The sequence below is a fragment of the Bradyrhizobium sp. UFLA05-108 genome (assembly GCF_059803455.1).
This window is the reverse complement of the sequence record NZ_JBANAZ010000212.1, coordinates 1-981: the sequence shown is the minus strand read 5'-3', so window position 1 is coordinate 981 and position 981 is coordinate 1. Positions and strand designations below refer to the sequence as shown.

At 61.4% G+C, this 981-nt stretch carries 3 protein-coding genes; 2 read left to right on the top strand and 1 reads right to left on the bottom strand.

All coding sequences use genetic code 11. The features are described 5' to 3' along the window. Positions 1-271, top strand: a 271-nt coding sequence (locus SO140_RS46045) for a DUF1283 family protein (protein ID WP_498544212.1), incomplete at its 5' end; no start/stop codon positions are given. 89 nt (positions 272-360) lie between these two features. Next, positions 361-660, top strand: a complete 300-nt coding sequence (locus SO140_RS46040) for a DUF1161 domain-containing protein (protein WP_019455911.1) — start codon at positions 361-363, stop codon at positions 658-660. A gap of 50 nt (positions 661-710) precedes the next feature. Here SO140_RS46040 and SO140_RS46035 read toward each other — a convergent pair. Beyond that, positions 711-981: hypothetical protein (locus tag SO140_RS46035; RefSeq protein WP_498544211.1), on the bottom strand; the 271-nt coding region annotated here is incomplete at its 5' end.

Below are 981 nucleotides of genomic sequence, written 5' to 3'. Positions count from 1 at the left end.
CTGCACTCAGGGCAGCACCTGCGTCACCGTCGATGGCAAAGGCAGCGGCGCGATGAGCACCGAAGAAGCGCGCCAGAGCAAAGAGCAGTGGAATGATACCAAAACCCTGCGCCACAAGGTTAACACTCGCGTCGAGAAAGAGTTCGACAAGGCCGATCGCGCCGCGGATGACGAAGACCGTTGCAACGACAGCAACAACGTCAACGCCTACTGGGAACCGGACACCCGTAAATGCCTGGATCGCCAGACCGGCCGTCGGATTAATCCTTAATCCGCCTGCGGCGGGCGGGCAAGCGTGAAACCCGGTCGCCGTTGCTGCTATCCTGTTACAGGAAGTCCATTGTCTAAAAGGATGACGTGATGAAAAAAACGCTGATATTAACCGCTGTGTTGCTGGCCGGCGCCCCGCTGGCGGCACTGGCCTCCTGCGAAAGCGTGAAAGCGGACATTTCGCAAAAAATCGTCAATAACGGCGTACCGGAGTCCGGCTTCAAACTGGAGATCGTGCCCAACGATCAGGCCGATCAAGCGGGTGGCCAGGTGGTCGGCCACTGCGAAAACGACACCCAGAAGATCGTCTATACCCGCCTGAACAACGGCGACGATCGCGGTGACGCGGCGCAGACCGGCACCAGCCAGGATACCTCCAACACGCAGTAAGCCACACCGGCTATCCCGGGCGCTCTGCAGCAGCGCCCTTTCCTTCTCCCTTACGCCTGCTCCGCCTCTTCTTCTTCGCCCTGCGGCCGACAACGCGCCGGGATCAGCATCGCCGCCGCCAGCGCCAGCAACGACACCAGCGCCGACACCAGAAATACCCAATGCAGCGAAGCCGCCACCTGCTGGGTCAGCTGCGCCAACGCCTCGCTCCCCATGCTCTGGCGCACCGCCGGTTCCATCAGACGCTGCACCGGATCGTCAATCTCCGGCAAACGCCACTGCAAGTTGAGATTCAGCGTCGCGCCCAGAATAGCGGTGCCG

Bases quoted from the DNA above. Each gene is read 5' to 3' on its own strand.
- SO140_RS46040 (WP_019455911.1), top strand. From the start codon at position 361: ATGAAAAAAACGCTGATATTAACCGCTGTGTTGCTGGCCGGCGCCCCG.